Below are 22,052 nucleotides of genomic sequence, written 5' to 3' on the forward strand. Positions count from 1 at the left end.
CGGCGGCGCGATCCGCTACCGAACCCAGGTTTTCCCGTCGTCGGTGGCGTCGAGGCAGGTCAGGGCCGCCCAGAAGACCGGCGAGCCCGCCGGTTCGGGCTTCTCGCGCCAGCGCGCGAGCCGGGCCCGCTGCCATGCGCACAGCTCGGTGACCGGGTCTTCGGCGCCGAGGGCGGTGTCGACGGCGATGATCAGCTCGGACATCGGGTCCGCGCCGGGGACCGCGGCCGACGTCGGCAGCGCCCAGACCGTCGCCGCGACCAGGCCCGCTCCGGCCGCGACGGCGGCGAGCAGCACGCCGAACGGTTCGGCGAGGCCGAAATCGCTCGCGCTGGCGCAGCCGATCAGCGCCACCCTCGCGGGCATGGTGTCCACTTCGGACAGTGCGAGATCGGCGGCGGTGAACGGCCGGTGCGCCCCGATCGGCGCGGCGGTGCCGGGGAGATCGGCGCCGCAGGACAGATGCAGCGCGGTCTGCGCCCCGTACTCGTCGCGGACGCGGCTGACGTGTCCCACGAACACCAGCCGCGAACAGGGCCCGGCCAGGAGTTCGGCGAGCAGACGGCGGTCGGTGTCGGTGCGGCGGACCAGCTCCAGCCCACGTGCGGCGACGGGAAGGACCGGGCCGTCGGCCAGCCGCGCGTCCAGATGGCGGATCAGCGGCGACGTCGCGTCCTGCTTGCCGAGTACGGAACCCAGCTCGCCGAAAGCGCTTTGGCCGGGGATACGCGGATCGAGCAGGTAGACCGGCGGGCCGTCGGCGGCGGGCGGACGGCGCGGGATGCCCGCCGGGGCGAGCAGCGAGACGTCGGCGACGTCGAGGACGCGTTCGTCGCCATCGAAACAGGTCCCGATCCCGGCGTTGTCCAGGACGCGGTCGGGGCGGCGATCGGGCAGGGCCAGCAGTCCCCACGGGACCCCGGCGAGGCTCGGCGACGGCTGCACCCGCAGGAGCGGGCGGCGTCCTTCGGCGGCGGCACGCCGGAGGCGTTCGACGAGGTCGGCGGGCAGGAGGTTGAGGGCGAGAACCCGGGCCAGACGCTGCTCGCCCTCGAAGCCGCCGAAGGCGTTTTCGCCCAGCGAGCGCCCGACGGCGTCGGCCACGCTCTCGCCCTCGTGCGGGGTCGGGGAGGCGGCGTCCAGATACTCGCGGGCGGTCCCGACCAGGGCGGCGTCGATCGGATGGAGGTGGACCGTGTCGAGGTCCGCGGTGGTCCGCCAGGTGAGAAAGGTGTGCCCGGCCTCGGCGAAGCGCAGGACGAACGTCTCGCGCCCCGGCCGGGCGGCGGGCCAGGTCTCGACCGTTTCGGCGGCCTGCCGGGGCAGGCGGTACCGCTCGGCGGCGAGGCCGAGCCACGGGTCCAGCTCCATCGGCGACGCGGGAGACCAGCGCAGCGCGGGCGGCGGGGCCAGCCGGAGCGGCAGCGACGCCGTGACGGAACCCAAGGCCGCCAACGGAAGCCGATCGTCCTCAGTGGACGGTGTCAGGCCGAGGGCGGGCAGCGCGCCGGTCAGGTCCAGTGACCGCTCCGCCGCGCCCGTGTACGCCCCGACCGCGCAGAGGCGCTCGATCAGTTCCGCCGCCAGCCTGCGCTCCCCCAGCTGGGACAGCAACGCCATCAGCAAAGCCGTCGCCGGGCCCGCGACGTCGCGCGCCCAGGCGGTGCGCGCCCGCGGGTCGGCGAATTCGAACCGGTACTCCGCCGCCGCGAGGGTCAACGGCAGCAGCAGATCCAGCACCGACCGCGGGTCCGCCCCTCGGGCGAAGCCGATCGTGGCCGCGACGAAATCGGTATGCAGGCGGTCCGGCCACTCCCCCGACGTCCGCGCCGATTCCCGCGCGCGGGAGGCGTGCTCCTCCGCCATCGCCCAGTCGCCGTCCATCGCGGCACAACGGGCCAGTGCCACGTCGAGCCGTCGCAGGCCCGCGGTGTCACCATTGGCCGTCCACAGCTTCCCCGCGTGCTCGAACTGGTCACGGGCCTGACCCGCGTCACCCGCCATGAGCAGCAAAGTGCCCAGCGCGTGGCTCGCGTCGGCGACGTCCCCGGTCAGGCCCGCCGTCGCGAGTTCGTCGCGGGCGGCGGCGATCGCCGCGATCGCGCCCGGAAGATCACCTTCGAGGGCGCGGACTTCGGCCAGCCCGATGTCGGCCTTCGCGGCCATCGGACCACCCGTGTGCCGGGCACTCAGCCGCAGCAGGTCGGTCCGCGCGTCGGCGTCCTCACCACCGGCCTGGCGGACCCTGGCCCGTTCGGCGACGGCCATCGCCTGCAGCGAGACGACCTGCTCGCGGACCTCGTCGATGTCCGCGATGGCCTCCAGCGCCGCGAGGATCTCTTCGAGCGCGGCCCGCGCGCCGGCCGGATCGCCGTCGGCGATCTGGACACGTGCTTCGAGGATCCGCAGTTCGAGTTCGTCGGCACCGTGCGGGTCGAGCAGCTCGGGCGGGAACTGCCCCGGCCCGGCCGCCTTGCGGCTCGCCGCCCGCGCCCGCTGGCCCGCGATCAGCTCACGCGCCCTGGCGACGTCACCTTCCTCTGTGGACAGTGAGATGAGCACGCGTTCCGCGACTTCCCGCGAACCCTCGATCATCCGCAGCTCGGCGTACTGTCCGAAATGGACGATGGCGGCGGTGCTCACCTTGAAGACATGGAGGACGGCCTCGGCACACTGCCGCGCGTTGCGCAGATCGCCCGCGGAATAACAGACGGTGGCGAGGTCGCTGACCGCGGCGAGGTCGATGTCGGTCCGGTCGAGCTGTCGCGCGACCTGCCGCATCCGGCCGTACGCCCGGTGCGCGCCCGCGACGTCCCGCGCCGCGGCGAGCCGCTTGGCCTTGTCCTGGAGCCTGGCCGCCTCGGCCAGCAGGCGCCGATACTGCCGCTCGGACAGGGAGCACGCCGGCAGTTCGCCGTACGGAGCCGGGTCGAGACCGAAATGTCTTGCGACGCAACGGCAGTTGTAGCCGTGCGAACTCGCTTCGGAGAGTTCGGCCGGAAGCGGCCGGTCCGGCGGGGTGAGCGGTGGCGGCATGCCGACGAGCACGTCAGAACTCCTCGTCCTCGGCCGCGGCCGCCGCCCGCTCGGCGAGTGTGCGGGCTTCCGGCGGGCGTGCCCGCACGAGCGCGACCACCTCCGCCCGGTCCTCGGCCGTGGTCCCGGCGACCCCCTCGCCCGCCACCCCGACGACGAGCGCGATCCGTCCACTCCGGACATTCGCGGCGAGCCGGGCCGAGGCCTCGTCCAGCTCGGCCGTCCCGGTGAAGCGTCCGGCGCCCAGTGACAGGGCCACCTCCGCGAACGGCTCGCCGTCGTGGGTCGCGACAGCGGTGAGGGCGGCGTCGGCGAACGCTCCCGCGACGTCGACTTCGAGCCGGGCGGTGGCCCCGGACGCGACGATCCGCCAGGTCACCGTGTCTTCGGCCGCGTCCAGGATGCCCGGCGGCACCCGTGCCCAGTCGACGCTCTCCCGCCCCTGTGCCAGGACGCCCTCGCCCGCCGCGGCGGGGCCGGTGCCCGCGGCCAGCGCGTACGCGCGTTGACCCGGTGCCGCGGTTTCCAGTCGTGCCACCACTTCCGTCGCGGTTTCGGCGCGCACGACGTCGTCCTGGTCGTCGAACCAGGACGCGAGACGGCCGCACAGGCCACGGACCTCATCGGCGACCGGGGACGCGGCGGCCACGAGGGCGCCGTCCGCGACGGCGGTGTCGAACAACTCCGCCGGGGTGGCTTCGAACCCGTCGAGGAGGCCCTCGGCCAGCTCTTCCACCGCGGCTGTCGCGACCGCCGTTTCGAGGTCCAGCAGGGCCGGGTCGAGCGCGGGGACACCGAGCGAAGGACTGACAGGCCACCAACGGCGGATCCACAGCAGCGAGGCGAGTCTGGCGAGTTCCGGCCGGGCGGGGAGGTCCACCCCGCCCTCGCCGAGCGCGGCCAGGCAGGCTTCCGCGCCGGCGAACCGGGTCAGCCACGGTTCGGCGGCTCCGGCGTCGGTCAGGTCGATCCGCATCGAGGCCGTCCGGCCGGTGAGCAGTTCGGCGAGGGTGAAACGGATGAGGGCGCCGTCCGCCGCGACGACGGGGGTGTGCACCGGATGCGTCACGACACGGCCTCCAGTTCCGGGAGGCGGGCCACGAGCGCGCGCCGCACCTTCGTCCGCAGATCCAGCGAGGTCGACCGGACGACACCAGTGACGAGGTCACGCACGTCTTCGGCGTCCGCGGGCAGATCGCCCCGGACGTCGAACCCGTGCAGCCGGACCCACAGCCTGCTGAGGAACTGCTTGGCGAACTCCCGCAGATCGCGCAGGAGTTCGGCGTCGGGCCGCGGGGTGAGCGGCGTGGCACCGGCGAGGGCGCGGCGGGCGTGCAGCACATAGCCCTCGCGGGCGACCTGGGCGTTGAGCCGCCGCGCGAATTCGGGGACCCCGGCGGGCGCGGCGCCGTCGAGCGGCCGGAGCGCGGGCGCGAGCACGACACCGAGCGCGAAACAGGCGGCCAGCGCGGGCAGACCGAGTCCGAATCCGGCGGCGACGCGGGTGAGTTCGTCGTCGACGAGGTCCGCGACCGGAGACCGCTCGTCGGCGGGGAGCCGGCGCAGGGTCGCGCGCACCCGCCGTTCGACACTGCGTTCGAGGAGTTCGGGGCCGGTTTCGTCGCGCCGGTTCAGCGGCGGGATCGCGGTGCGGTCCCCGCGTTGCAGACCGAGGTCCGGTGCGGGGAGCCCGGAGATCTCCTGGACGGCCTGCTCCAGCGCGCCCGCCCCGCCCGGGCGTCGCAGTGTGAGACCGAGAGCGTGCCCGGCGGCCGAACCGGCGAGGGTCCGCCACGCGGCGTCGGAAAGGTCTTCGACGAACGCCCGGAGCGCCGGGATGTCCTGCGGTACGGCGGGTTCGGCGTGCCAGCGGCGATGAAGCTCCGCGGTCAGTTCCGCCGACGTCCGGGGGTCGGTGAGATGCCCGGTGAGCTGATCGACGCCTGCCGCGCCGCCCTCGCCGTGCAGATCGCGCAACGCCGCAGCGGCCATCGCGGGCGCCTCCGGCCCGGGCGCGCCGGAACCCGTCGCCAGCTCGTAGGCCAGCGGGAAGCACACGTCCTGGACGTCGCCCGCCGTGATGCGCAACGCGCGGCGCTGCCGCTTCAGCTGCGTGAACCACGCGGCCGTGGCACGCAGCCGGTCCGCGTCGGCCAGCAGCAGCTCCGTCAGTTCCGCCGCCGCGACCGGGTCGAGCACGGGACGGCCGAGCCGGGGACACGCCGCCGTGCGGATGACCAGCGGGTCGATGATCTTCTTGATCGTCCTGGTCAGCGGGCCGCCGTCGGCCGAGGACAGGACCTCGACGCCGTCGATGCGTTCCCACGCCTCGGTGAGGACGGCCGAACGCAGCCGGGGCCCGCCCGATTCCGTCGTCATCGCCCTCCCCCTTCGCGCCGCGGTCACTCTATCCGAGACCGGCCCTCACCCCGTTGCCCGAAGCGGTCGAGCCTCGTGAGTGGTAATGACGGTTAGAACCGTCTTTACCACTCACGACTCTGGATCCGCCGGAGCCGGGCGTGCACGTCCGCGGCCCTCGGTGCGCCGAGTTCGGTGAAGATCTTCAGCGCGTCACTCCAGCAGGCCGCGGCCGAGCCGAGTTCGCCCCGCGCTTCCCAGAGCTGGCCGAGATGGTCCAGCGCCGCCGCTTCGCCGTAGCGATCCCCCATGTCCCGGCGTAACTCCAGCGCCCGGTTCAGCCGGCCCGCCGATTCCCCGCTCCTGTCGATCTTCTGGAACACGAGGGCGAGTCCCACCAGCGTTTCCGCTTCGCCATAGCGGTAACCGATCCGATGACGGATCTCCAGTGCCTGCCGGAGGTTCTCGTAGGCCTGCTCGAATCTGCCCAGCCCGTGGTTCGTGAGACCGACGAAGTGCAGGGTCTGCGCCACTCCCCATTCGTCGCCTAGCCGGCGGAAGACCGACAGCGCGTCGGCGTGATGGTCGAGGGCCTCGGTGAACCGTCCCTGTTCGTGGTAGGCGATCCCGAGGCTGACCAGCGCTTGGCCCTGCCCCCAGGAATCACCGATCCGCCGCCGGATGGCGAGCGCGGACTCCAGGTACTCCAACGCTTCTTCGAACCGGCACAGGTCCCGGTGCGCGATCCCCAGCCCGGCAAGGAGGGACGCTTCGCTGAATTCGTCGGAACATCGCCGGGCGGCGTCCACCCCGGCCTTGTAGGTCGCGATCCAGTCCGCCCACGGTTTGCGCAGGGTGAAGAACGCCCACAAGGCGAGGGGCAACCGGCACGCGATCGACGGCCAGTCCGCGGCGAGCGCGGCATGCACGGACGCGACCAGATTGGGCTGTTCGGCCTCGCACCAGGCAAGGGCGTCCCCATAGGTGGCGAATTCGAGGCGGTTGGCGACGCCGGTGGAGAATTCGAGTGCCGTGCGTCTTCGCATGGGGGTGAGTACGCGGTCCGCGGAATCCGCGCAGGCGAGATACCACTCCAGCAGCCGTTTGGGCGAGTTCTCCCGCTCTTCGGGCGGCTCCTCGGCGTCGACGCGCTCTTTGGCGTAGACACGCAGCAGGTCATGGAAACGGAACCGGTCGCGGTCGACTTCGGACAGCAGGCAGCCGCCGGTGAGTTTGTCGAGCCTGCGCCGGACGTCGGTCATGGGCGTGCCGGCGAGCACGGTCGCGGCCGCCACGCTGACGGTCGGGCCGGGATGCAGGCCGAGCAGCCGGAAGACGCGGGCCGTCGCGGGATCCAGCGCCCGGTACGACCACGAGAACACCGGCCGCAGGGCGGACATCTCGTCGTCGCCCGTCTCGAACGCGTCCAGCCTTCGCGCTTCCGACGTGAGTTCGGCGAGCAGGTCGGTGAGCCGCAGGTAAGGGTGGGCGGCGACGCGCTCGCCCGCGATCCTCAGCGCGAGCGGCAGATGCCCGCACAGATCGGCCAGTTCCCCGATCACGCCGGGCTCCTCGTCCGCCCGTTCCGGTCCGATCGCGGTACGCAGCAGGGCCTCGGATTCGGGCGGGGACAACATGTCCAGGGTGATCCGGCGCGCGCCGTTGCGCACGACGAGACCGGACAGGCTGCTGCGGCTGGTCACCATGACGAAGCACCCCGGCGTACTGGGCAGCAGGGCGCGGACCTCGTGCGGCGAGGTGACGTTGTCCAGCACGATGACCAACCGGCGATCGTTCACCAGCGACCGGAAAAGCGCCGACTTCGCTTCGAGGCTTCGCGGGATCATCTTCCCGGGGACCTCCAGTGCCCGGAGGAATCCGGCGAGTACCTCGTGCGGGGTACTGGGTGGCCCCGGCGCGTAGCCTTGGAGATCACAGTAGAGATCGCCGTGGGGGAACCGTTCTCGCTGCGCGTGCGCCCATTGCACGGCCAAGGCGGTCTTTCCCACCCCCGGCGCGCCGGCGACGATCGCGACCCCGATGGAGTGGCCGTCCCCGCCCCGGTCCGCGATGGCGCTGAGCTTGGCCAGTTCCGCTTCCCGTCCGACGAACGTGGCGGTCACCGCGGGCAGCTGATGCGGGGTCATACCCGGGGAGTCGCCCCGGCGCGGACCACTGTCGCGGGTTCCCCGGTGTTCCCACCTGAATGGCGCAAACCCCGGGCCACCACGGTTCGCGGGGACGCGCGAGACCATTAGGACTAACTTTCGTCCGAGTTGTACATACTTTCGTTGACTCTCGACGAAAGTCCTCTTAGGTTCAGCGTCGTCACAGCGTGTTCGGCTGTCCGACCTTGAGGAGCAACGATGCTTCCGTCTGTCCGTAAACGCTTCAACCGGTCCCTCATCGCCCCGATCGTGCTGGTCACAGCCCTGTCGGGACTCGTGACGGCACCGGCGGAAGCGGCCGTCCCGCCCCAGCAACCGGGTGTCACGCTTCGCACGTACGACCTTCAGCGCGAGATCAGCAAGCTCTGCGTGATCAAGTCCGGGCAGACGCCCAACGTCGACAAGCTGATGCCGACGATCAACTGGACCGGCACGGCCGATTTCGGGCTCGGCGACCAGTTCGTGTCCGAGGTGACCGGCAACATCAACGTCGCGACCGCCGGCCGGTACGAGTTCCGTCTCACCAGCGACGACGGGTCCCGGCTGAGCATCGACGGCCGGCTCGTGATCAATCACGACGGGCTGCACGGCGCGACCCCGGCGGCCGGGGCGGTCGAGCTGACCACGGGCTATCACGCCCTGCGGATCGACCATTTCGACAACCTCTACGACCAGCAGGTCACCCTCGAATGGCGGCCACCGGGCGCGGCGGACTTCGTGCTGGTGCCGAATTCGGTACTCAGCACCGACGCCGACGTCGTGCGGGTGACCTCGCCGGGCCGCAAGGAATGCGAAGGCGCCGCGGACTCGCCGGGTGACGGCCTGCCACTGAACGGCGTCCACCCCGGCTTCACGCTGACGAACCTGCGTCCCGACGGCTTCCAGCCCCAGGTCACCGGGATGGACTGGCTGCCGGACGGACGGCTCGCCATCGCCACCTGGGGTGGTTCGGACAAGGTGCTCGGCGAAGTCCATCTGCTGAGCAACGTCACCGGGAACACCGACCCGGCCAAGGTCCGGACGAAACGTGTCGCCGGCGGTTTGAAGGAACCGATGGGCGTCAAGTACGTCGATGGCAAGCTGTACGTGTCGGAGAAGACCCGGCTCGTCGAGTTGAACGACACCAACGGCGACGAAGTGGCCGACGCCTACCGCACGGTCGCCACCTGGCCGTTCGGCGGCAACTTCCACGAGTTCGCGTTCGGGCTGCTGTACAAGGAAGGCTTCTTCTACGCCAACCTGTCCGTGTCCATCAACTACGGCGGCGCGACGACCGATCCGCAGCCCGCGCCGAACCGCGGCACCACGATCAAGATCAACAAGAAGACCGGTGAGGTCTCCTACATCGCCGGTGGCCTGCGCACCCCGCACGGCATCGGCTGGGGGCCGGAGGGCGACGTCTTCGTCACCGACAACCAGGGCGGCTGGCTGCCGGCGAACAAGCTCGTGCGGATCAAGCAGGACCGCTTCTTCAACCACTACACCAATCCCCCGGGACCGTTCGACGCCAAGCCGGTGACCGCGCCGGTGTTGTGGCTGCCGCACAACGAGATCGCGAACTCGCCGAGCAACATGGTCACGTTGTCGCAGGGCCCCTTCGCCGGGCAGATGGTGTACGGCGACGTGACCTACGGCGGGCTTCAGCGCGCCTTCCTGGAGAAGGTCAACGGCGAGTACCAGGGCGCCGTATTCCGGATGACGCAAGGACTCGAGTCGGGCGTGAGCCGGATCAGCCTCGGCCCCGACGGCGCGATCTACACCGGCGGGATCGACGGCGGCGGTAACTGGGGCCAGCCCGGCAAGCTCGCCCACGGCCTCCAGAAGGTGACGCCGAACGGGAAGAACGCCTTCGACATCCTCAAGATGCGCGCGGTCGCGGGTGGGTTCGAACTCGAATACACCCAGCCCCTCTCGGCCGAGACCGCGCAGAACCTCGCGGCGAAATACCAGGCGCAGCAATGGCGCTACCAGCCCACTCCCGCGTACGGCGGGCCGAAGATCGACGAGCAGACCCTGTCCGTCACTTCCGCTACCGTCTCGGCCGACCGCAAGAAGGTCACACTGCAAGTGGCGGGCTTGAAGGCCGGGCACGTGGTACATCTCCGCTCGCCGCGCCCCTTCGCCGCGGAGTCCGGTGAGGCGCTGTGGAGCACGGAGGCCTGGTACACACTCAACTCCCTCGTCGGCGGCCCGCCGGCGAGCACGACGTACGAGGCGGAACGCGCCGCGCTCAGCGGCGGCGCCGGGACCAACACCAATCACGCGGCCTACACCGGGACCGGTTTCGTCGACGGCTACTGGAACCAGGGCGCCACGACGACGTTCACGGTCACCGCGCCCACGGCCGGGACCTACAACGCGGCCCTGCGCTACTCCAACGGCCCGGATCCGGCTCCGGGGACCAAATCCGTGAGCGTCTACGTCAACGGCGCCAAGGTCAAACAGGTGCGTCTCGCCAGTACCGGGAACTGGGACACCTGGAACTCCCAGCCGGAGACACTCACCCTCGCCGCCGGGACGAACACGATCGCCTACAAGTACGACAGCGGCGACGCGGGCAACGTCAACCTCGACAGCCTGACCGTCACGAAGGCCCAGCGCGTCACCTTGTTCAACGGGAAGAACCTCGACGCCTGGGAGAAACGCTCCGGCGGCGCCGCGACCTGGCCGGTGGCGGGCGGGGCGATGGAATCGAACGGCGGTGACATCCGCACGAAGCAGCAATTCGGCGACTTCCGGCTGCACGTCGAGTGGAACGAGCCGAACTACCCGCCGGAGGTGACCGGGCAGGCCAGGGGCAACAGCGGCGTCTACCTGCAGGAACGCTACGAACTCCAGGTGCTGGAATCCTTCGGCGACACCACTCTCGCCAACAACGAGGCCGGGTCGATCTACTCGAAGCGGGCGCCGGACCGGAACATGGCGACCGCGCCGGGGACGTGGCAGACCTACGACGTCACCTTCCGCGCCGCACGGTTCGACGGCGCCGGGAACAAGACCGACAACGCCCGCGTCACCGTGGTCTGGAACGGCGTCGTGGTCCACGACAACGTCGAGATCGACGGCGGCACGGGCGACAGCAACCCGGAAAACGCGGGCCCGGGGGCGATCCGCCTCCAGGACCACGGCGACCCGGGTGAGAATCCGCGGTTCCGGAACATCTGGATCGAGCCGATCGCCTGACCCGGGAGGGAGCCGCCGGGTGTCTTACCGTCCTTTGTAGACGGCAAGACACCCGGCGCTCACCTCAGGCGGCCGGATGCGGCTGATCGGCGCCCAGGACTTCACGGGCGACGAGCACACCGCCGACGAAGCCGACCGGCATCACGATCAGGACAGCGAACGGGATCAGGCTCAGCAGCGAGGCGGGAAGCCCGAGTCCGAGGGCGAGCGCGCGGCGTTCGCGCAGCAGCAGCCGTCGCCGCTTCAGATCCATCCCCCGCCGGTAGAACGGCACGGCGATCAGTTCCAGTGCCAGGAACCACGCCGTGACCAAGGCCAGCAGGACCGGCACGACGGTCTGCCCGATCACGGGGATGAAGCCCGCGATCATGAGAGGGATCGTGAACATCAGCGAACGCAGCACGAGTGACAGCCCGTCCTTCAGGCCCATCCCCAGCAACCGCCAGAACGACAGGTCCACCGCGCCGGGAACGCCGCCGAGATCGTCTTCGACCTTCTCCGCGATGTGCTCGTAGAACGGGCCGCCGACGGCGAGGGTGATCGCGGTGAACCCGATCAGGCAGATGGCCAGTACCGCCCCGAACACCGCGACGCCGATCGCCACGCGGACCGTCGTCCGCCAGCCCTCCGCCCAGTCGTCGGCGAACGGGGTGAGCAGGAGCGCGAGATCGTCGATCCAGAACGCCAGCGCGACGATCCCGCCGAACAGCAACAGCATGGTCAGCACCGCGGGCAGCGCACCGATCAGCAGCAGTTTCGGCGACCGCAGCAGAATGCCCAGGCCTTGCCCGAACATCCGGAACCCCTTGAAGAACTCGCGCATCGGGCCTTTCTATCAGTGAGCCCGCTTTGTCCGTGTTCCAGGGGATACAGGATTCCAGGGACAGGCGGAGCTGAAGGACGCTTTCCCCGCATGCGATGCAGGGAAAGCGCCCTTCACCGCGTGAGATGCGGGGAAAGCGTCCTTCAGCCGCCGTCGGCGAGCGCGCCGCTGCCGTCCGGTCCGGTCACGATCACGCGGGTGCTCACGGCGGTCCCGAACGGGACGATGGTGACCTGCCAGGTCTGCGGCGACCCGACGTCGATCGTGGCCGTCGCCCTCCGTACGAGCGGCGGGACGCGGTCGACGGCGAGCGCGCGGAGGTCGAACCGCGGCATCTGGGCACCGGTCGGCGCGAAGACCACGGTGAGCCGCCGGTCCTCGACGACCGCGGTGATCACCTGGGAGATGTCCGCGGCCGCCGCCAGCGAGTCGATCGCCCGGCGCAACTCCCCCTCGCCCAGCAGGGACCGATCGACGGTGACCGTGGCGGAGCCCGACGAAGAGGTCGTCATACTCGAAGAAGAGGACTGCGTCTCTTCCGTCCGCCCGGGTTCTTCCGGCGCGAACAGCTCCACCCGGAACAGCACCAGCACGAGCGCCGCCCCGAGCACGAATCCGAGGACCGCGAGCGCGCCGAACACGCAACCCTCCGGCGGCTCGTGCACCAGGCTGGACTCCGGAGCGGATTCGATCACGGCCGCGGCCGCGCGGCGCTCCCATTCCGGTGACGGCCGCTCGACGATCTTCGCCTTCCACGGCCGGTCCGGCGGGTACTGGACGACGAGGACGCCGCCCGGCCGGTGGTCCGGGAGGTCGACGAGATTGACGCTGTGCGTGATCCTCACGCGGTGCGACGCCGCGCCGTCGGGGACGACGGTGAGGACGAAGTCGACCGGGATGTCGCCCGTTTCCGTGCCACCCGCCCGCACGCTCTCGATCTTGGCGAGCGCGACCACCGGGACGACGGCCGCGTCGCGAGCGCGTCGCGGTGCCCCGGCGACGTAGAGCAGGAGGCCGTAGACGACGGGAAGCCCCAGGCCGGCGATGATCAGCGGAACGTACTCGATGATGATGCCGACGACGAAGGCGCACAACGTCGTCCCGCTGACGACTCCGGTCAGGAAGCCGCGGAGATGGGCGAACGGGTCACGCCGGGCGGGCGCTGGGACAGCGGACATGAGAGAACTCCAGACGTCGGGCGGGTCAGTCCGCGGGCAGCCAGTCACCGGCGGTGGGATGACGCCGTAGCGCCACGAAGATCGAGTTCTCGTCGGCCGGGCGCATCGGATCGAACAGCACTTCGGCGGTTCCGATGGTGGTGTCCCGCGTCCGGCGGGTCACCCATCGCCTGACTCCGGCGAGATCGGTGAACGACACCGTGACGTCCGCGCCCACGACCCGGGTCCCCGACTCGTCCCCGCCCAGGCGCAGCTTCACGTCGGCGATTTCGGCGGGTACCCGCCGGCCGTGCCTCAGCAGCCGCTCGCGGATCCGGATCAGCTCGGCGTCCCGCCGCTCGACCCGGATGGCGTACCCCAGGATCAGCGACGTCAGGACGAGCAGGAACGCGGGCACCCACCAGTCGGCGTAGTACATCAGCCACGCCCAGAACCCCCACTTTTCGTCTTCGTGGAAGACGGGGTCGACCGCGGTGCCGACGGCGAGCGGCGGAAGCCAGTCGCGCGACGAGACCCAGATGCCGAGCGTGCCGGCCGCGAACACCAGTACCACCGGGAACAGCGGCCCCGAGGGCCGTCCCTGGTAGCGCCGCACGGCGCTCGCCGCGAAGGTCGCCGCGACGAGACAGGCGACGAAGGCGAAGGTGCCCCACACCATCCCGTACGGCGTTTCAGCGTCACCGCGGTCGTCGAAGACGCTGTCGATCGCCGAGGTGCGCAGCAACTCGATCAGCGTGCCGAAGCCGTGTCCGGCGACGAAACCGCAGACCACCGTGACCACCGAGGCCACGATCGCGCCGGCGAGCACCCGCCGGTTCCCCCGCCACCGCTCGACGCGGTCGTGCCGGGCCCGCTCCGGATCCACCGTGTTCATACCGCTCACCTCCCGTCGGACCGTGTTCAGTCTTCGGCGCACGCCGCGCTACCGAACCCGGGTTCGAAACCTAATTGCATTAGGCCAGTCCCAAATGGGCTATGGTAGCCTCGGTTCCGACGGAAGGGCTGGAGATGGCACGGGCGGGACTGACCACGGAGCGCGTGGTCCAGGCGGGAGCGGAGATGGCCGACGAGATCGGCTTCGAGCACGTGACCCCGACAGAGCTGGCGAAACGGTGCGGCGTCAAGACGGCGAGCCTGTACTCGCACGTGAAGAACGCCCACGAGCTGAAGACCGGGATCGCCCTGCTGGCGTTGACGGAACTCGCCGACCGCGCCTCGGCGGCGGTGGCGGGCCTCGCCGGCAAGGACGCGCTGATCGCCCTGGCCGACGTCCACCGTGACTACGCCCTCGAACATCCCGGCCGGTTCACCGCCGCCCGGTTCCGGCTCGCCCCCGAGACGGCCGCCACCAGTGCGGGTGTCCGGCACGCCAGGCTGATGCGGGCGATCCTGCGGGGCTACGACCTGGCGGAACCGCACCAGACGCACGCGGTGCGGTTACTGGGCAGCGTTTTCAGCGGCTTCGTCGGCTTGGAGTCCGCCGGAGGCTTCAGCCACAGCGACCCTGCCCCTCGGGAGAGCTGGACCGAGATCCTCGACGCGCTCGACGTACTCCTGCGCGCTTGGCCCCGAAAGAAATGACCAAGGACATGATCACCACCCCGATCACCGCCGCCCTCGTCCGCGGCGCACTCGACCTGGAGCACACCGAACGCGGCCTGCTCCCCCACCGGCTGCCCGCGCACGCCCGGCGGCAGATCCCCGACGCCCAGCTGGCCATGGCGGAATCGCAGCCGTCGGGGGTGCGGCTGGTCTTCCGCACCACGGCCACGCTCGTCGAACTGGACGTCTTCGCCACCAAACGGCGCTATGTCGGCGTTCCGCCCAGGCCCGACGGCGTCTACGAACTCCTCGTCGACGGACGCGTGGCGGAACAGGCCGGCGTGGACGACGGTGACACGCTCACCATCGACATGGCCGCCGGCACCGCGGTCCACCGGCCCGGGCCGATGCGGACCGTGCGGTTCCCCGGCCTGCCGTCCGGCGAGAAGGACGTCGAGATCTGGCTGCCGCACGACGAAACCACGCTGCTGGTGGCCTTGCGCACCGACGCGAACGTCCACAGTGTACGGTCCAGCGGGCGCAGGACCTGGTTGCACCACGGCAGTTCGATCAGCCACGGCTCCAACGCGGCGAGCCCGACCGGGACCTGGCCCGCGCTGGCCGCGAAGCTGGGCGGCGTGGACCTGATCAACCTCGGTTTCGGCGGCGGCGCGCTGCTGGACCCGTTCACCGCCCGTGCCCTCCGGGACACGGCCGCGGATCTGATCAGCGTCAAGATCGGTATCAACCTCGTCAATTCCGACGCGATGCGGCTGCGCGCGTTCGGCCCCGCCGTGCACGGTTTCCTCGACACCGTCCGGGAAGGGCATCCGGACACCCCGCTGCTGGTCATCTCACCGATCTACTGCGCCATCCACGAACACACACCGGGGCCCAGCGTCATGGATCCCCGTGCGCTGAGCGAAGGAACACCCCGCTTCGCGGCCACCGGAGACCCCGCGGAGACCGCCGCGGGGAAGCTGACGCTCACCACGATCCGCGGCGAACTCGCCCGCATCGTCGAGGAGCGGAGCGCGACCGACCCGAACCTGGCCTACCTCGACGGTCTGGACCTCTACGGCGAGGCCGACCACGCGGAACTGCCGCTGCCCGACGACCTCCATCCGGACGCGGCCACGCACCGGCTCATCGCGGAACGCTTCGCCAAACTCGGTTTCGGCAGCTGAGGGCTCGTGAGTGGTAATGACGGTTCTAACCGTCATTACCACTCACGAGGTTTAGGTAGCGCGACCGGCACGGTACCTATTTTTCTTCCTGTCCAACGAAAGTCGGTACCGGGTTCCCGGGCCGGCGGATCACCCTGATCCGCACCGGATCACCGGTGCCGGGCCACCTTGGCCGTGCCCGGCTACCCACTGTGTCCAGTGCGGCCATCCCTCGCGCTGGATCCTCCCTCGCGAAAGTGAGTTCCCGGTATGCGCCCAACCCCCTCAGCCCGTACCGCCACCACGCTGGTGGCCGCCGCCGCGGTCATCGGCTTCCTCGCCCCGGCCACGGCCACCGCCACCACCATCGAGGGCTACTCCCCCACCGTGCAGAGTGAGGCCGTCTCGTCCCTCGCCGCCGAGGCCGGGATCAGCGAAGCCGCCGCCACCCGGTTGCTGCGGACGCAGGCCGCCAGTGTCGAGACACTGCAGAAGGCCACGGCCTCCCTCGGTTCCCGCGCCGCCGACGGCTATCTCGACGACAACGCCAGGCCGGTGGTCAACGTGCTCGACCAGGCCGCCGCGGATCAGGTCACGGCGACCGGCGCGCAGGCCCGTGTGGTCAAGCACTCCAGCGCGGCGCTGGCCGGGGCGCAGAACGCCCTGCAGTCGCTGCCCGCGGTCACCCATACGTCGATCGGCCTCGACCCGAAGTCCAACCAGGTCGTGCTCACCGTGTCCGACGCGGCCAAGGGCGCCGAAGCCCTGGTGAAGGCCGCCGAAGCGCTCGGCGACCGGGTCCGGGTGGAACGGACCTCCGGTGAGATGCACACCGCGATCTACAACGGAGAGGCCATCACCGGCGGCGGAACCCGCTGCTCGGTCGGGTTCAACACCAACCGCGGCGGCCAGAACTACATCCTCGACGCCGGTCACTGCACGCGCGCGGTGTCGCAGTGGAACGTCGGGCCGTCGCAGGGCGCGAGCTTCCCGAACAACGACTACGGCCTGATCCGCAACACCAGCGGCAGCGGACCCGGCGCGGTCACCCTGTGGAACGGCTCGACCCAGCGGATCGCCTCCGCCGGGACCGCGACCGTCGGACAGCGGATCAGCAAGAGCGGCAGCACCACCCGCCTCACCTCGGGCTCAGTGCAGCGGCTGAACGTGACGGTGAACTACGCCGAAGGTTCGGTGTACCAGCTGATCCAGACCAGTGCGCTGGTCAACCCCGGCGACTCGGGCGGCTGCCTCTTCGCCGGCAGCGTCGGCCTGGGCATCACCTCCGGCAAGGGCAGCGGGACCTCGTACTTCCAGCCGGTCGGCGAGGCCATGAGCGCCTATGGCGTGACGCTCAACCCGTGACACCTCCCGAAGCCGGGCCCTTCTTCGACGGGGGCCCGGCTTCGGCCTGTGCCCGGAAGTGTTCGACGGTGTGGTCGCGAAACCGTCGCGCGGCGGCGGAAAGGTAGGTGTCCTCCCGCCATGCGACGCTGAGGACGCGGCGGCACTCGGGGTCGTCGACGTCGAGCCAGACCACCGTCGTACTGACGTCGGCGCGGAGCCCGAGCGAGGGCACGAACGCGATACCGAGGCCCGCGTCGATGAGCTGGAAGAGTACGGCGGCTTCGTCGCCCTCGCAGACGATCTGGAGTTCCAGACCGGCTTTCGCGAAGAGGTGCTCGGCGAGCGCGCGCTGCCAGTAACCGGGCCGCGTGGTGAGGAACGGCTCCCCCGCCAGGTCCGCGAGGCCGACCCGGTGGCGCCCGGCGAGCCGGTGGCCGGACGGCACGCACAGCATCACGGGTTCGTCGAGGAGTACGCGGCTTCGGATGTCGTTGCCGGACAAGGGTTGCGACGTGACGCACAGATCGACGTCGCCGGACCGCAGCTTCTCCGTCATCCCCGCCGCCGATGCCTGCGACAGCCGCACGTCCACCAGCGGATGGCCGGGGACGAAGGTGCGAACCGGTTCGGTGAGGACCAGCAGGCTTTCGGCCGCGACGGTGACGGTGCCGCGTTCCCATCCGGCGGCGTCGTCGAGTTCCTGACGAGCGTCTTCGAGTTCGGCCAGTACCCGGTCGACGCGGCGGAGGAACGCGGCGCCGTACCGGTTGAGCCGGATCCGGCGGCCGTGCCGGTCGAACAGGGGCACGCCCAGCTCGTTTTCCAGTCGCGCCAGGGTGCGGCTGAGCGACGGCTGCGCGACGCGCAGCTTCTCGGCGGCGCGGCCGACGTGTTCGAGCCGGGCGACCGTCTGGAAGTACCGGAGTGCCAGGAGATCCACCGCTGATGCCTCACCTGTTATGAACAGATAACGAATCTTGTCTTGGACAGCATAAGGACACGGCTCTTACGTTCGTTCGCGTGAGTGAAACCGTGACTACCCGAAGCCGGAAGGCGAACGGGACGCTGATGGTGAACCGGGCGCTCGTGAGCGTTCACACTGTCGCGATCATCGGCCAGCCGGTGTTCGCCGGTGGCTACCTCGGCGGCGACTACGACATGCTCTGGCTGCACCGATGGGGCGCCGACGCGGTGTCCTTCCTGGCGTACGCCCAGATCCTGGCGGCGCTGGCCCTGTGGCTGGTCCGCGGGCCACGCTGGTTGTTCTGGGTGAGCCTGCTGCTCGCGGCGGGCGAGACCGCGCAGTATTTCGCCGGGCTCGCCGGTGCGCTCGACCTGCACATCCCGCTCGGCGTCGCCCTCGTCACCGGCATGGCGCTGACGGCGATCGCCGTCTGGCGCCCGCAGACCTGGCGGGCGGCCCGATGAGCCGCCCTCTTCCCAGGAGGAGGTTCCTCGGGCTCGCGGGCGGAGCCGGCGCCCTCCTCGCCGCGGGGCTGACCGCGCCCCGGCTGCTCGCGCGGGGCGCGCCGGGCACCGGCGAACTGCTGCGCAGCGGGCTTCCCCTGCCGGAACCGTTCCGGGTGCCGCTCCCGGTCCCGCCGGTCCTGCGTCCAGACAGGACGGACGGCGCGGACCACTACATGATCACCCAGCGGACGTCGACGGCCGAGATCCTTCCCGGAGTCCGGACACCGATCTGGGGCTACGACGGGATCTTCCCCGGTCCGACGATCGAATCGCGGCGGGACCGGACGACAGTGGTCCGCCACCGCAACGAACTCCCCGTCCCGACCGTGGTCCACCTCCACGGTGGCCATACCCCCGCCGACTCCGACGGCTACCCGACCGACCTCGTCCTGCCGGTGTCCGGGTGGGACGCCGGACACGCCGGGCACGGGATGGCCGACGCCCGCGCCCGGATCACGAACGGTGAACGCGACTACGTCTTCCCGATGCGGCAACGGGCCGCGACGCTGTGGTATCACGACCACCGCATGGACTTCACCGGTCCCGCCGTCTACCGAGGCCTCGCCGGGTTCCATCTGGTGCGTGACGACGAGGAGGAGGCGCTGGGGCTTCCCTCCGGCGAACGCGAACTGCCGCTGATGATCGCCGATCGCTCCTTCGACGAGCACGGCGCCTTCGCGTATCCGTCTCTCGACCGGACCTTGCGCACCACCCCGGGAGTGGAAAGTGCTTACGTGGAAGGCGTTTTCGGTGACGTCATCCTCGTCAACGGCGCGCCGTGGCCGGTCTGTGAGGTGGCGGCCGTGCGGTACCGGATCCGGGTCCTGAACGCCTCCAACGCCCGCCGCTACGACCTGGCGATGGACCCGCCGCCACCCGGGGGAGGCGGCTTCGTGCAGATCGGCGGCGACCAAGGCCTCCTCGACGCGCCGCGCGCACACGATCACCTCCCGCTCGGGCCGGCGGAGCGGTACGACCTCGTCATCGACTTCGGCCGGTATCCGGTGGGTACCGAAGTCACCCTGGTGAACCGGCTCGGCACCGGCCCGACCGCCCAGGTCATGCGGTTCGTCGTCACCCGCCGCGCGGCGGACGAAAGCCGGGTCCCGGCGAAACTCGGCGAAATCGCGCCGCTCACTCGCGAGCAGGCCACGACCACGCGGGAGTTCTCGTTCCGCGCCGGAACCGTCCACGGCCGCGCGGGCTGGGTGATCGGCGGCGAACCGTTCTCCCCGGACGTGATGTCGGCGAGCCCGCGCCTCGGTGACGTCGAGATCTGGCGGTTCGTCGCCGACATCCACCATCCCGTGCATCTGCACCTGGTGGGCTTCCGCATCCTCTCGCGCGGCGGCCGCCCGCCGGGCCCGTTCGACGGCGGCATCAAGGACACCGTCGACCTGAACCCCGGCGAAGCGGTCGAGGTCATCGCCCGCTTCGACGGCTACCGCGGCCGCTACGTCTTCCATTGCCACAACGCCGAACACGAGGACATGGCGATGATGGCGAACTTCGAGGTGGTCTGATGCCGCCGGCCGTATGCCTCGTGAGTGGGCCGGGACGGGCGTCAGCGGACAGGGTTGGTCAGCTCACCGACCCCTTCGATCGCCACGGTGACCTCGTCACCCGGCTTCATCGGCCCGACACCCGCCGGGCTGCCGGTGAGCACGACGTCGCCGGGGCGCAGGGTGAACCAGCGGGTCACCCACGCGAGGATCGCGGACACACCGAAGATCATCTCCCCGGTGGTGGACCGCTGGGCGGTCCGGTCGTTGATCCGCGTGGTCATCTCCAGGTCTCCGTTCGCGAGGTCGGTGGTGATCCAGGGCCCGAGCGGCAGGAAGGTGTCGGCGCTCTTGGCCCGTGCCCATTGGCCGTCGGCCCGCCAGTCGTGCGCGGTGACGCCGTTGGCGCAGGTGTAGCCGAGGATGTGCGCGGCTGCGTCCTCGGCGGTCACGTTCCGCGCGGTCTTGCCGATGACGACGGCCAGTTCGCCTTCGTACTCCAGGCGCTCGACCTCGGGCGGATGCCCGATCGGCTGCCCGGGTCCGGTGACGGCGTTCGGGGGCCTTGAGGAAGAGAGCGGGCCGCTCCGGCCACGGACGGCCCTTCTCCTTCAGCTGGCAGGGATAGTTGCTGCCGACACAGACGATCGTGCGCGGCTCGCAGGGCGCGAGCAGCCGGACGCCGCAAAGCGGGCCGACGACCTCGCCGGGGCCGGTGGCCGGATCGTAGGCACGGACGACGTCACCGTCGCGAGTGGACTTGACGCAGCCCGTCCGGGCGGTTTGCTCGGTGGCGAAACGAATCAGGCGCATCCCGATCAGCCCTGTTCCAGCGGCGGCGCGATGCAGGGTGTTGCGCCGGGTTTGTCGTAGCGGGTCCAGGTGCTGGGGCGGGATGAACTCCGGTAGGCCCGTTGACTGCCATGCGGACTCCCAGTCGCGGATGCTCAGGGCTCGTCGTCAGTCTGGGGTGACGAGCCGTCTGAGCCTCGGGCATCTGCGGTGTTGTCTGTCTGTGGGCATGGCGAGGGGCCCGTCGCCGGTGTGGCTGGCGCGGGCTCCTCGGGTGCGGGGGTCAGGCGGCGGCGCGGTGGAGGGTGTTGCGCCGGGTTCTTCGTAGCGGGTCCAGATACTGGGGCGGAATGAACTCGGGCAGGCCGTCGGCGGCCATGCGGACTTCCCAGTCACCGTGGTGGATCAGCCGGTGGTGGAAGCCGCACAGCAGGGTGAGGTTCCGCAGGTCAGTGGGTCCGCCGTCTGCCCAGTGATGAATGTGATGGGCGTGACAGTTCTTCGGCCGCCGATGACAGCCGGGGAAGGCGCAGCCCCCGTCGCGGATGTTCAAGGCTCGGCGCTGGCCGGGGGTGACGAACCGTCGCAGGCGTCCGACATCGAGGGGCTCACCAGCCGCGTTGAGGACCACGGGCAGCATGAGGCAGTCGCAGGCCGCCATGCGGGCGTCCCGGGCGGTCATTGTTCCGACGTAGTCCACGCAGGCGGTCCCGAGACCGGTCTTCAGCTCGTCGAGGCCGACGGTCACATGGACGAGGGTGCGGTAGCCGGAGGTGCCAGGCTGATCCGGGCAGGCGATCGCCAGATCGACCAGGTCCACCCACGCATCACCGAGACGTTCGGGTTTGGTGCGCAGATCGGCTTGCCCGAACTCGTCCACTGGGCGCGGCGCAGCGTGGGCCTCCAGGGCCGCGGCGGTGCGGGCACCGGCCTCGTCGTCGAGGAGGCCGTTCAGTTTCCAGAACCCGTCCTTGCGGCGCTCCAACGTCAACTCGCGACGCGGCTGCTTCGGCTCGGGCTCCTTCGGCTCAGCCCCGTCAGGATCCAGCCAGCCGAGTAGGTTCTGTTCGGCTTTCACCAGCTGCCCTGGCCCGGCGTGCCTGGCCAGCTCGGCCAGGGTCTTCTCCGCGCTCTCCCGATCCTCTGCCGACGTATCGAGCGGCAGGCTCGCCAGAAAGTCCAAAATCTGCTGGATCCGCTCGTCCCCGACCACCCCCTCCGCAGCCACAGCCGCCGTCGCGGGTGCCAAGGCCGGAAGCTCCGTCCCGTCCAAAGCCCGGGTCGGGTTCAGCGCGATCGCGCGATTCACCACGGGCCGCGCCTCACCAAAGGAAAGCCCGGCCACATCGGCGAACCATCTGATCGTCGATCCGTAGCCGTACAAGTCTTTCGCGCCCCGCGACTCGATCTCCGCCAGATACCGGCCCAGCCCGGCAGTGGCGACCCGGATCACCTGCAGGAACTGCTGCACGCCATGAGCAAGCTCC

The 22,052-nt window shown here is 70.6% G+C and carries 16 protein-coding genes and 1 pseudogene; 6 read left to right on the forward strand and 11 right to left on the reverse strand.

The annotated features are described in order from the left end of the window. Window positions 1–15 precede the first annotated feature (15 nt). From L324_RS08245 to L324_RS08260, 4 genes are all read right to left on the reverse strand, one after another. A complete protein-coding gene (locus L324_RS08245; protein ID WP_037305424.1) occupies window positions 16–3,048 on the reverse strand; it encodes a tetratricopeptide repeat protein in 3,033 nt (1,010 codons plus the stop codon). 1 nt (window position 3,049) lies between these two features. Continuing rightward, window positions 3,050–4,105 (reverse strand): hypothetical protein, encoded by a 1,056-nt coding sequence (locus tag L324_RS08250; RefSeq protein WP_037305425.1) that lies wholly within the window; start codon window positions 4,103–4,105, stop codon window positions 3,050–3,052. Continuing rightward, complete coding sequence (locus L324_RS08255) at window positions 4,102–5,415, reverse strand: hypothetical protein (protein ID WP_037305426.1); 1,314 nt, start codon at window positions 5,413–5,415, stop codon at window positions 4,102–4,104. The genes L324_RS08250 and L324_RS08255 overlap by 4 nt, the downstream gene beginning before the upstream one ends. Before the next feature lie 104 nt (window positions 5,416–5,519). Continuing rightward, the gene (locus tag L324_RS08260) at window positions 5,520–7,541 is read right to left on the reverse strand and encodes an ATP-binding protein (protein WP_051173747.1); all 2,022 of its coding nucleotides are present in this window, start codon (window positions 7,539–7,541) and stop codon (window positions 5,520–5,522) included. Between the two features lie 219 nt (window positions 7,542–7,760). Here L324_RS08260 and L324_RS08265 point away from each other — a divergent pair, with 219 nt between their 5' ends. Continuing rightward, window positions 7,761–10,745: a 3-keto-alpha-glucoside-1,2-lyase-like domain-containing protein gene (locus L324_RS08265; protein ID WP_037305427.1), complete on the forward strand. Its 2,985-nt coding sequence runs from the start codon at window positions 7,761–7,763 to the stop codon at window positions 10,743–10,745. Window positions 10,746–10,809: 64 nt separating this feature from the next. On the opposite strand, the gene L324_RS08270 is transcribed toward L324_RS08265, so the two are convergent. The 3 genes from L324_RS08270 to L324_RS08280 all read right to left on the reverse strand — a co-directional run bounded on the left by L324_RS08270 (window position 10,810) and on the right by L324_RS08280 (window position 13,620). Further along, the gene (locus L324_RS08270) at window positions 10,810–11,568 is read right to left on the reverse strand and encodes an EI24 domain-containing protein (protein WP_037305428.1); all 759 of its coding nucleotides are present in this window, start codon (window positions 11,566–11,568) and stop codon (window positions 10,810–10,812) included. Between the two features lie 143 nt (window positions 11,569–11,711). Continuing rightward, window positions 11,712–12,746, reverse strand: coding sequence for a hypothetical protein (locus L324_RS08275; protein ID WP_037305429.1), 1,035 nt, complete (start codon window positions 12,744–12,746; stop codon window positions 11,712–11,714). 25 nt (window positions 12,747–12,771) lie between these two features. After that, entirely contained in the window at window positions 12,772–13,620 is an 849-nt protein-coding gene (locus tag L324_RS08280; protein WP_037305430.1) for a hypothetical protein, read from the reverse strand. Window positions 13,621–13,754: 134 nt separating this feature from the next. Between L324_RS08280 and L324_RS08285 the strand changes: the two genes are divergently transcribed. The 3 genes from L324_RS08285 to L324_RS08295 all read left to right on the forward strand — a co-directional run bounded on the left by L324_RS08285 (window position 13,755) and on the right by L324_RS08295 (window position 16,819). Next, complete coding sequence (locus L324_RS08285; protein ID WP_037305431.1) at window positions 13,755–14,327, forward strand: TetR/AcrR family transcriptional regulator; 573 nt, start codon at window positions 13,755–13,757, stop codon at window positions 14,325–14,327. Between the two features lie 8 nt (window positions 14,328–14,335). Then, window positions 14,336–15,475, forward strand: a complete 1,140-nt coding sequence (locus L324_RS08290) for a GDSL-type esterase/lipase family protein (protein ID WP_152546733.1) — start codon at window positions 14,336–14,338, stop codon at window positions 15,473–15,475. A gap of 249 nt (window positions 15,476–15,724) precedes the next feature. Further along, window positions 15,725–16,819, forward strand: a complete 1,095-nt coding sequence (locus L324_RS08295; RefSeq protein WP_037305433.1) for a S1 family peptidase — start codon at window positions 15,725–15,727, stop codon at window positions 16,817–16,819. On the opposite strand, the gene L324_RS08300 is transcribed toward L324_RS08295, so the two are convergent. Continuing rightward, the gene (locus L324_RS08300; protein ID WP_037305434.1) at window positions 16,809–17,741 is read right to left on the reverse strand and encodes a LysR family transcriptional regulator; all 933 of its coding nucleotides are present in this window, start codon (window positions 17,739–17,741) and stop codon (window positions 16,809–16,811) included. The genes L324_RS08295 and L324_RS08300 overlap by 11 nt on opposite strands. Before the next feature lie 80 nt (window positions 17,742–17,821). Here L324_RS08300 and L324_RS08305 point away from each other — a divergent pair, with 80 nt between their 5' ends. Both L324_RS08305 and L324_RS08310 read left to right on the forward strand, forming a co-directional pair. Continuing rightward, window positions 17,822–18,229 (forward strand): hypothetical protein, encoded by a 408-nt coding sequence (locus L324_RS08305; RefSeq protein ID WP_037305435.1) that lies wholly within the window; start codon window positions 17,822–17,824, stop codon window positions 18,227–18,229. Next, window positions 18,226–19,794, forward strand: coding sequence for a multicopper oxidase family protein (locus L324_RS08310; protein WP_037305436.1), 1,569 nt, complete (start codon window positions 18,226–18,228; stop codon window positions 19,792–19,794). The genes L324_RS08305 and L324_RS08310 overlap by 4 nt, the downstream gene beginning before the upstream one ends. A gap of 41 nt (window positions 19,795–19,835) precedes the next feature. Here L324_RS08310 and L324_RS43505 read toward each other — a convergent pair whose 3' ends face one another. The 3 genes and pseudogenes from L324_RS43505 to L324_RS08320 all read right to left on the reverse strand — a co-directional run. Beyond that, a complete protein-coding gene (locus tag L324_RS43505) occupies window positions 19,836–20,303 on the reverse strand; it encodes a fumarylacetoacetate hydrolase family protein (protein ID WP_235783450.1) in 468 nt (155 codons plus the stop codon). 193 nt (window positions 20,304–20,496) lie between these two features. Next, window positions 20,497–20,586: pseudogene (locus L324_RS43510) on the reverse strand (Rv2993c-like domain-containing protein); the annotation flags it as partial. Window positions 20,587–20,848: 262 nt separating this feature from the next. Then, on the reverse strand, window positions 20,849–22,052 hold a 1,204-nt coding region (locus tag L324_RS08320), incomplete at its 5' end, for an HNH endonuclease signature motif containing protein (protein WP_037305491.1).

This window comes from Amycolatopsis orientalis DSM 40040 = KCTC 9412 (assembly GCF_000478275.1).
Classification (GTDB): Bacteria; Actinomycetota; Actinomycetes; order Mycobacteriales; family Pseudonocardiaceae; genus Amycolatopsis; species Amycolatopsis orientalis.

Coding starts and splice junctions, on each gene's coding strand:
- L324_RS08285 (WP_037305431.1), top strand. CDS start 13,755: ATGGCACGGGCGGGACTGACCACGGAGCGCGTGGTCCAGGCGGGAGCG.
- L324_RS08265 (WP_037305427.1), top strand. CDS start 7,761: ATGCTTCCGTCTGTCCGTAAACGCTTCAACCGGTCCCTCATCGCCCCG.
- L324_RS08310 (WP_037305436.1), top strand. CDS start 18,226: ATGAGCCGCCCTCTTCCCAGGAGGAGGTTCCTCGGGCTCGCGGGCGGA.
- L324_RS08255 (WP_037305426.1), bottom strand. CDS start 5,415: ATGACGACGGAATCGGGCGGGCCCCGGCTGCGTTCGGCCGTCCTCACC.
- L324_RS08290 (WP_152546733.1), top strand. CDS start 14,336: ATGATCACCACCCCGATCACCGCCGCCCTCGTCCGCGGCGCACTCGAC.
- L324_RS08280 (WP_037305430.1), bottom strand. CDS start 13,620: ATGAACACGGTGGATCCGGAGCGGGCCCGGCACGACCGCGTCGAGCGG.
- L324_RS08260 (WP_051173747.1), bottom strand. CDS start 7,541: ATGACCCCGCATCAGCTGCCCGCGGTGACCGCCACGTTCGTCGGACGG.
- L324_RS08270 (WP_037305428.1), bottom strand. CDS start 11,568: ATGCGCGAGTTCTTCAAGGGGTTCCGGATGTTCGGGCAAGGCCTGGGC.
- L324_RS08295 (WP_037305433.1), top strand. CDS start 15,725: ATGCGCCCAACCCCCTCAGCCCGTACCGCCACCACGCTGGTGGCCGCC.
- L324_RS08275 (WP_037305429.1), bottom strand. CDS start 12,746: ATGTCCGCTGTCCCAGCGCCCGCCCGGCGTGACCCGTTCGCCCATCTC.